This is a genomic window from Bacillus sp. C30 (genome assembly GCF_040838255.1).
Taxonomy (GTDB): domain Bacteria; phylum Bacillota; class Bacilli; order Bacillales; family Bacillaceae_G; genus Bacillus_A; species Bacillus_A mycoides.
The window spans coordinates 1-8,108 of sequence record NZ_JBFPJH010000153.1 but is presented as its reverse complement, the minus strand read 5'-3'; the positions used below and the strand labels follow the sequence as shown (position 1 = coordinate 8,108).

Annotated in this window: 7 protein-coding genes and 1 pseudogene; 6 read left to right on the top strand and 2 right to left on the bottom strand. The window is 34.5% G+C overall.

The window, feature by feature from the left end; genetic code table 11:
• The coding region (locus tag AB3X49_RS14485) for an MDR family MFS transporter (RefSeq protein ID WP_367962926.1) at positions 1–1,094 on the bottom strand (1,094 nt) is incomplete at its 3' end.
• A gap of 62 nt (positions 1,095–1,156) precedes the next feature.
• Between AB3X49_RS14485 and AB3X49_RS14480 the strand changes: the two genes are divergently transcribed.
• The 5 genes and pseudogenes from AB3X49_RS14480 (at position 1,157) to AB3X49_RS14460 (ending at position 6,672) form a co-directional block, all read left to right on the top strand.
• A complete protein-coding gene (locus tag AB3X49_RS14480) occupies positions 1,157–2,938 on the top strand; it encodes an ABC transporter substrate-binding protein (protein ID WP_367962928.1) in 1,782 nt (593 codons plus the stop codon).
• Between the two features lie 103 nt (positions 2,939–3,041).
• On the top strand, positions 3,042–3,665 hold the full coding sequence (locus tag AB3X49_RS14475) for a YhbD family protein (RefSeq protein WP_088291641.1): 624 nt from the start codon (positions 3,042–3,044) through the stop codon (positions 3,663–3,665).
• A 13-nt stretch (positions 3,666–3,678) separates the two neighbouring features.
• Entirely contained in the window at positions 3,679–4,389 is a 711-nt protein-coding gene (locus AB3X49_RS14470; protein ID WP_103458795.1) for a bactofilin family protein, read from the top strand.
• A gap of 17 nt (positions 4,390–4,406) precedes the next feature.
• A pseudogene (locus tag AB3X49_RS14465) lies at positions 4,407–5,113 on the top strand (cytoplasmic protein).
• 23 nt (positions 5,114–5,136) lie between these two features.
• Entirely contained in the window at positions 5,137–6,672 is a 1,536-nt protein-coding gene (locus AB3X49_RS14460) for an MDR family MFS transporter (RefSeq protein WP_002127801.1), read from the top strand.
• A 54-nt stretch (positions 6,673–6,726) separates the two neighbouring features.
• Here the strand turns inward: AB3X49_RS14460 and AB3X49_RS14455 are convergent, their stop codons facing one another.
• Positions 6,727–7,047, bottom strand: a complete 321-nt coding sequence (locus AB3X49_RS14455; protein WP_002168197.1) for a hypothetical protein — start codon at positions 7,045–7,047, stop codon at positions 6,727–6,729.
• Between the two features lie 255 nt (positions 7,048–7,302).
• On the opposite strand from AB3X49_RS14455, the gene AB3X49_RS14450 reads away from it, so the two are divergent.
• Positions 7,303–8,082, top strand: coding sequence for a BC_2878 family exosporium-associated protein (locus tag AB3X49_RS14450; RefSeq protein ID WP_002165599.1), 780 nt, complete (start codon positions 7,303–7,305; stop codon positions 8,080–8,082).
• The last annotated feature ends 26 nt before the right edge of the window (positions 8,083–8,108 follow it).

Below are 8,108 nucleotides of genomic sequence, written 5' to 3'. Positions count from 1 at the left end.
CTTAATTTACTTAATAACAATGCACCTACAAAAGGCCCACAAGTTCTTGAAATATCCCAATGTATACCGTATATAGAAAAATATAATCCGCGTCTATGACTTGGGGCGATTTGTGAAACGAATCGTAGTAAGTGATTCAAAGCTATACTTTGCCCAATTACTAAAAAGAGCAATGTGAAGAATAATGACCATATTGTTGTGGAATAACCGTAGCCAATCGCAGCTAACGTATAGCAAGTATAGGAAATAACAATGATTTTAGGCATAGAAAACTGTTCAGACCATTTCACAAGGGAAATTTGGAGAATCACTTCCATGACAGCTTTACAAGTTGAGATAAACACGAGTACAAATAGAAAATTTGGAAATACACTTTCGGCGAATATACGATAATTTGATTCGGTTTGGGCGTAGAAAAAACTAATCGGTAGCGTAGAAACCATAAGTCCAAACACAGCGTAATGCTTTGAAATAAATCGTTTTGGCGAATATACTTCTTTAGTTTTATTAACGTTTTTCATGAGTGGAGCTGTTTCAGGAAGCTGCGTCCAAACGAGAATAGCATATAGCGTAAGGGCTACACCTTGCAAAATAAATAAATACTCAGGGTGACTAGTATAGAAAAAGGCGCCGATTAATGGGCCAATTACAGAGCCGATTGCTCCCGTAGTATGCAGAACAGCAAATATTTCTGCCTGTTGTTCTTCCTTCGTTAAGTCAGCGATTTGTGCTCGCTGTGCCGGAATATATAAAGAGCGTCCAATACCATTTACTACATACAATAAGGCGAAAAAGGCGACCGATTCAGCAAAAACGAATCCGCTTACGGCAAAAGCTTGTAAAAGTAATCCGAGTAACATTATTTTCTTTCGGCCGTATTTATCTGTTACACCCCCAGCGATTAATGTAAACACAATATCAGCGAGAGGCTGTAATCCGAAAAGAAGCATTGTAACGATGACATTACCATTTAACGCTTTATTAACGTGAACAATAAAAATGATAGCTAACATCGCTTCAGTCGTTCGGACTAACAATTCACCGAACAATCGAATGAGAATAGGCTTATTATAACGTTTTAAAAGATACTTCATTTTTATTTCCTCCTTTCTATATTGAAATGATAAGATGGAAGCCAGAAATGAAAAAGGGTAGAATGAAAGAGGAAGATTTTTCATCTTTTAGGGGGCGTTTTATGATTATTTTGGAGCAATATATGCACCTGTGGCTCCAGTATGGAAAAGGGAGATCAGAGGGAGAACAATTAGAAATAACAATACAAAATATATCTGAAACTTTATTTTGTACAGAGCGAAATAGTAAATTAATAATAAAAAAATTAGAAGAATTTAATTGGATTAGGTGGTTTCCAGGCCGAGGGAGAGGAAATCGTTCAAAGTTGTTATTTCAAAAACATCCACTTTCTTTAATTTTAGAAAGAGGAAAAGAAATAACGAAACAAGGGGATGTAAAAAACGGGAGTGCATTTATTGAAAGGTATAGCTCATATTTTCCATCGCTTCAAACTCAATTTCAAACTTGGATAGATTCGATATTCGGGTATCAAGTCGAAAGGACATCTAAAGGGAGAAGAGATGTACTACGTTTGCAAGTCCAAATGAATCTAGATATTGCATTAGATCCTGTATACGCTACGATGCGTTCGGAATGTCATATGGTAAAACATATATACGACACGTTAGTGTATATAGACGGAAATACAAACAGTGTAGAGCCAAGACTTGCGTTTTATTGGGAATATGATGACCAGAAATATATATGGACCTTCTACTTACGAAAAGGTGTTCAGTTTCATAACAGGAAAGAATTTACTGCTTATGACGTTGTACATACATTTAAACGATTCTTGAAAGCGAAAAATAATCCGCATGCGTGGATGTTACAGCACGTTGAAAGTTTACATATTCTTGATGACTACATTGTGCAGATTCGTTTATCTACAGATAATAAGCTGTTTTTACATGCTTTAAGTACAGAACAGTGTTCTATTGTAAATGAAGATGGAGATGGAGATGGAAGGTTAATCGGTACTGGACCGTTTCGATTATGTGAAAAGAATGAGGATGTATTCGTATTAGAAGCAAATGATTTATATTTTCGCGAGCGACCATTTCTCGATCGAATTGAATTATGGAATGTAGAGCACAGCGTAAATACGTGCGATATTTTAGCGAAAGCACACTATAACAATATAGAAAAGCATCATAAAGAACTAACTAGACTTGAGTCGAATGTAACATACATTACATTAAATACCGCAAAAGAAGGACCTATGCAAAACACGATGTTTCGGAAAGCTCTATATAAAATCATTCATAGCAATGCGCTTATCAAGGAATTGCAAGGAGCGCGCGGAGAAATAGCAGAAGAATTGGTTCTAACAAAGGGTGGCACTATACATATAAATGAGGAGATATATACGCTTATTAAAGAGAGCTCTTACCGTAATGAAACACTGCGACTATATACATTTACAGAACAAGATCATGTTGAAGACTCATATTGGATACAAAAAGAGTGTGCGAAGTATGGCGTCACTATTGAAGTCATTTTTCTTGAAACAAAAGAGTTATTGCAAACAAGTACGATACAAAAGGCTGATATAATACATGATAGTGCGACAATTAGTGAGCGTATTGAAGAAAGTTTACTATATATGTTTCTTACAAAAAACAGCTTTATTCATCAACATAGCAATATAAAATTTAACGAAGTATTGCAGTCTTATTTTATAGAGAATCAATTAGAGAAACGGATGACACTGTTACACGATATTGAAGACACATTGTTACGTCAAATTCATATTATTCCTTTATATCGTAACAAACAGCAAGTAAGTTCACACGAAAAAGTGCAAAATATAATGATCAATCCACAAGGTTGGATTGATTTTTATCAAATATGGTTTAAGGCTTGATATATAAAGGTTTTTATGCATTTTTGTAAGATGTGTAAGAACCTTTTTTGTATGGAAATGAAGTTTGTTTTGCACATTGTTATTAGGAAGGAGTGATATACAGTTGATTACAAATTTAATTTCAAAAAAAGATTTATTAGAGTTAACTGGTATTTCATACGGACAGTTATATAGGTGGAAGAGAAAAAATTTAATACCGGAAGATTGGTTTGTACGGAAGTCAACGTTCACAGGTCAGGAAACATTTTTTCCGAAAGAAAAGATATTAGAGCGTATTGATAAAATTCAAACGATGAAAGAGGATCTATCGCTTGATGAATTGGCAAATATGTTTTCACCAAGCGTAACAGAGATTCTTTTAGCAAAGGAAGATCTCATTCGTAAAGAAATTACATCAGAACCTGTTTTACAATTTTTCATGGAGCAAACGAACAAAACGGAAGATTTTCAATTTGCAGAGATTCTTTATGTATACGTGTTAGAAGAACTTCTTCAATCAGGAGACGTTAGCTTAGAAGAAGGGAAAATGGTTTTACAAGTTTTACGTGAAAATTATGAAGCGATTAAACATAAAAATTGTGACTTAGTTATTATTCGGAAGTTAGGGATTTCTACATGCTTCTTAGTATCAAGCGTTGAGGATTTAATTTTTGAAAAGGGAACAAAGATTGTTTTACGTATAGCAATTATGAAATTTACCGAAGCATTAAAAACTAAACTGTTGTAGTGGAGGAGAAATAATGCGTACAGAAAATTTAATTATAAACGGATATGGTTCATCAAACGGTGGAGAGTTTCATAAAGTGCAACTAAATGGAAAAGGAACTGTTAATGGAAACGTTGAGTGCGACCAATTTGAATGTAATGGTTACGGAATTGTTACTGGTGATTTGAAAAGTAGCGATGCGAGAATTAGCGGATCAGGTAAAGTTGAGGGTACAGTTAGTGCAGAAACGATGCGAATCGATGGGAAAGGGACAATTACACAAGATGTAAAGGCGACCACTTTAAAAATTGCAGGAAAAGGGACGATAGGTGGTAATGTAACTGGTGAAGAATTTAAAATCAATGGTCAAGCGACGATTGATGGTAATTGTGAAGTTGATATTTTTTCTTCAGAAGGGCAATTTACAGTTGGTGGATTATTAAGCGCAGATGAAATTAATATAAAAATTCATGGTACATGTAGAGCGAAAGAAATTGGCGGTCAAACAATTAAAGTAAGACATAGATTGAGTACTTTTAGTAAACTTTTTAAAACAGTATTTGGCCTGCAGCTAGAGGCTGAATTGTTAGAAGGTGACAATATCGATATTGATTATGCTCACATAAAAACGGTAAGAGGAAACAATGTTACAGTAGGACCGAACTGTGAGATTGAACTCATTGAATATACCGGAGTTCTTACTGTTGATAAAAGCGCAAATGTAAAAGAAATTAGGCAGGTGTAAAGAAGGGAGCAATCGATATGGAAAATCAACATAGTCTTACTGTAATGGATCAGGTAGCTCAGCAGGTGGGGATTATAACAAAGTAAAGATACGCGGCGAAGGAACAATTTCTAATCATATGAGTTGTAATGAATTTAAAACGTACGGCACGAGTGATGTACGTGGTAATATGAAAGTTAAAAATTATGTCGTGTATGGAGATAGTGGAGTACAAGGAAACGTAGATGCGGAATGTATAAAAGTATATGGCAATACACAAATGTATGGTGATGCTCATATAGAAAAAACAAAAGTAAGAGGTATGATTGAAGTTAAAGGAAAGTTTTCAGGTGATTTCGTAGATGTGAAAGGCGCTTTAAATGTGAAGGGAGATATAGAAGTAGAGGAATTATTACTAACTGGTGGTCTTGAAAGTGATGGTTTGCTTAATGCTGAAAATATTGAAATCTCACTTCGTTATGAAGGAAGTAAAGTAAGGGAAATCGGTGGCAAAAAGATTACAGTACGTAAAAAAGTGAGATTTAATCCTTTTACAAGTCATGCTGGAAGCCTCCAAACATCAATTATTGAAGGAGATGATATTTATTTAGAGCATACAATTGCAGACGTAGTTAGAGGAAATCATGTTATAATTGGCCCTGGCTGTGAAATTAGTGTAGTAGAATATCATACTAGTTTTAACCTGAAAGGGAATTCAGTCGTAAAAGAACATAAACAAATATAAGTAGTATGAGGGAGAGCAAGGTTATGGTTGAGAAGAATAATAAACTCGGCTTCGTTGTTGCCGGTTTATTGCTAGGTATCTTAATGGCATCAATGGATAATACCATTGTCGTAACAGCGATGGGAACAATCGTTGGTGATTTAGGAGGTCTTGAAAACTTTGTATGGGTTGTTTCTGCCTATATGGTTGCAGAAATGGCAGGTATGCCGATTTTCGGTAAACTATCAGATATGTATGGTAGAAAGAGATTCTTTATTTTCGGTTTAATCGTCTTTATGATTGGTTCGGCACTTTGTGGTACTGCTGAAAATATTACACAGTTAGGTATTTATCGTGCCATTCAAGGTATTGGCGGCGGGGCACTAGTGCCGATCGCATTTACTATCGTTTTTGATATTTTCCCTCCAGAAAAGCGCGGGAAAATGGGTGGTTTATTCGGAGCAGTATTTGGTTTATCAAGTATTTTCGGGCCATTACTTGGCGCATATATTACGGATTATATTAGCTGGCACTGGGTGTTTTATATTAACTTACCACTTGGAATTTTAGCACTTATTTTTATTACATTATTTTATAAAGAGTCACGAGTTCATAGAGAACAAAAGATTGATTGGTTTGGCGCAATTACTTTAGTTGGTGCAGTAATTTGTTTAATGTTCGCCTTAGAATTAGGCGGACAAAAGTATGATTGGGATTCTAGCTTTATTTTAAGTTTATTTGCTGGGTTCGCTATTTTAGTAATTGCTTTTATTGTTATTGAACGAAAAGTAGAAGAACCAATCATTTCATTTGAGATGTTTAAACAACGTCTATTCGGAATGAGTACAATCATTGCCTTATGTTACGGGGCGGCATTTATGTCAGCAACTGTGTACATTCCGTTATTTATTCAAGGCGTATACGGTGGTACCGCAACAAATTCAGGATTATTGTTATTACCAATGATGTTAGGATCAGTAGTTACAGCGCAGTTAGGTGGATTTTTAACATCGAAACTTAGCTACCGAAACATTATGATTATTTCTGCTGTAATTATGCTAATCGGATTATTCTTATTAAGTACATTAACGCCAGAAACAAGTCGTATATTATTAACAATTTATATGGTTATTATCGGTTTTGGAGTTGGTTTCTCATTCTCTGTACTAAGTATGGCTGCTATTCATAACTTCGGTATGGAGCAACGCGGTTCTGCGACTTCAACGAGTAACTTCATTCGTTCATTAGGTATGACACTTGGTATTACAATCTTCGGAATGATTCAAAGAACTGGTTTCCAGGATCAATTAGAAGAATCGTTTAAAGGTATGAGCGGGGGAATGAATACAAACGCTTTAGGAGATTCAAGAGCTATTCTATCAGAATCGGCAAGATCTCAAATTCCGCCGCAAATATTAGATAAAATTATTGAAGCTCTCTCTAGTTCAATCGTTCAGACATTTATGTGGGCGTTAGTCCCCGCAAGTTTAGCGTTCGTATTCGTTTTCTTTATGGGAAATGAGCGCATGGTATATAAAAAAGAACAAAATAAGGTGAAAAGTGAAACATCAAAAGCATAAAGAAAAAGCTCCTTTCAATTTTGAAAGGAGCTTTTTCTTATGTACGGAGTCGAATTAGCCTTCGATAATTTCGTATTCTTCGTCTGCTAATAATAAAATTTGTGTTTTCTTACCTTTGTTTTGAACTTCGATTACATCATATGTACCTAAGTCTCTTAGCTTGCTTTGAGAAGCGTTAACCATAACTTCCATAGAATCAATTAAGATATCTTCTTCAACGTATGATTCAGGTAATGCCATATCTTCAGTATCTAATACACATGCGTATAGATTTTGTAAGTTTTCAGCAGTTGGGTTTTGTTCCTCAACATCAATAATGTTTTTTACTGCTTCCATATTTTCTTCTTTTACTTGATATACTTTAATTTTAGTCATTGTTTTTATCTCCTTTATTACGTAATCTTAGAGGCTGCACCTCATTATAACGCTTTTTCATTGAAAGATGAAATTGTTATATGTATTTATAGTAAAAATTATGTGTTATTACTTATTATTGGCGTAATTTCCATATTGATGTTAGGCGTAACTAATTATATCCTTACGTTAAAATTATATTGTCCAAGCTTTTCATATATCCCGCTCATATTATGTGTATTAGATAAAAACATATAGGGAAGGGATTGAATGTAAGTGGATTGCGAGCCGAAACGAAATTGTCAATGTTGTCAAACTAGTATATGTGAATTTTTACAAAGTCTAGAATCTTTTACAAAGGTTGAGAGTATCGTAATAGCTGGAAACGAAATCGTTGTATCTTATTTCCTTTCATTTAACAAGATGAAAGGTATCGTGTCATTTGTACAAGAAGACGATGAGGTAATATTTGTAGATTGTTCAAAAATTGATGCGATTCGAATAGGGAAAGTTTGTAGTTGTAAAACGAAAGTTAAATTTATTGAAGAGGATTTTAGTCTCCTTGGAAATGTTTGTCCACAGTGTTTAACGGAGGGAAGTACACTCTTTTTCGACTTTTATAATTCTGAATTGAATTTATCTCTACAAGCAAAAACAATTGATGCGCCTAGATGTATTGAATTTACAGATGAACTTGGGAATGTAGTAAAGCAAATTACAATAGTAGGTGAAGCGATTGTTTCTAAAGATTTTGTTCAAGTGCCTGAACTACTAGATTTCCGATTGCTTTTATCGCATCCAGCTGGGGATCCTTTGAACTACGGATTGCTATTTATTAATTTCCCTGATGTTACTTATATTATTATTTTAGCATCAAGCGGATATCTTTCCATTTCGAACTGTTTAAAAATAGAGAGTGGAACTAGTAATGCCGAAATAGAAGAGCTGAAAAAAATGATAGTGGATGACAATAATACGTACAAGTCAATTATTAAGTTAACTAAAATCTTTAAAAACGGTGGAACAGAATCCTTCATTTCTAAGAAGGAGATATAAAGTATTTATGTTGATGAACCCTCTTT

Coding starts and splice junctions, on each gene's coding strand:
- AB3X49_RS14480 (WP_367962928.1), top strand. CDS start 1,157: ATGAAAGAGGAAGATTTTTCATCTTTTAGGGGGCGTTTTATGATTATT.
- AB3X49_RS14470 (WP_103458795.1), top strand. CDS start 3,679: ATGCGTACAGAAAATTTAATTATAAACGGATATGGTTCATCAAACGGT.
- AB3X49_RS14460 (WP_002127801.1), top strand. CDS start 5,137: ATGGTTGAGAAGAATAATAAACTCGGCTTCGTTGTTGCCGGTTTATTG.
- AB3X49_RS14455 (WP_002168197.1), bottom strand. CDS start 7,047: ATGACTAAAATTAAAGTATATCAAGTAAAAGAAGAAAATATGGAAGCA.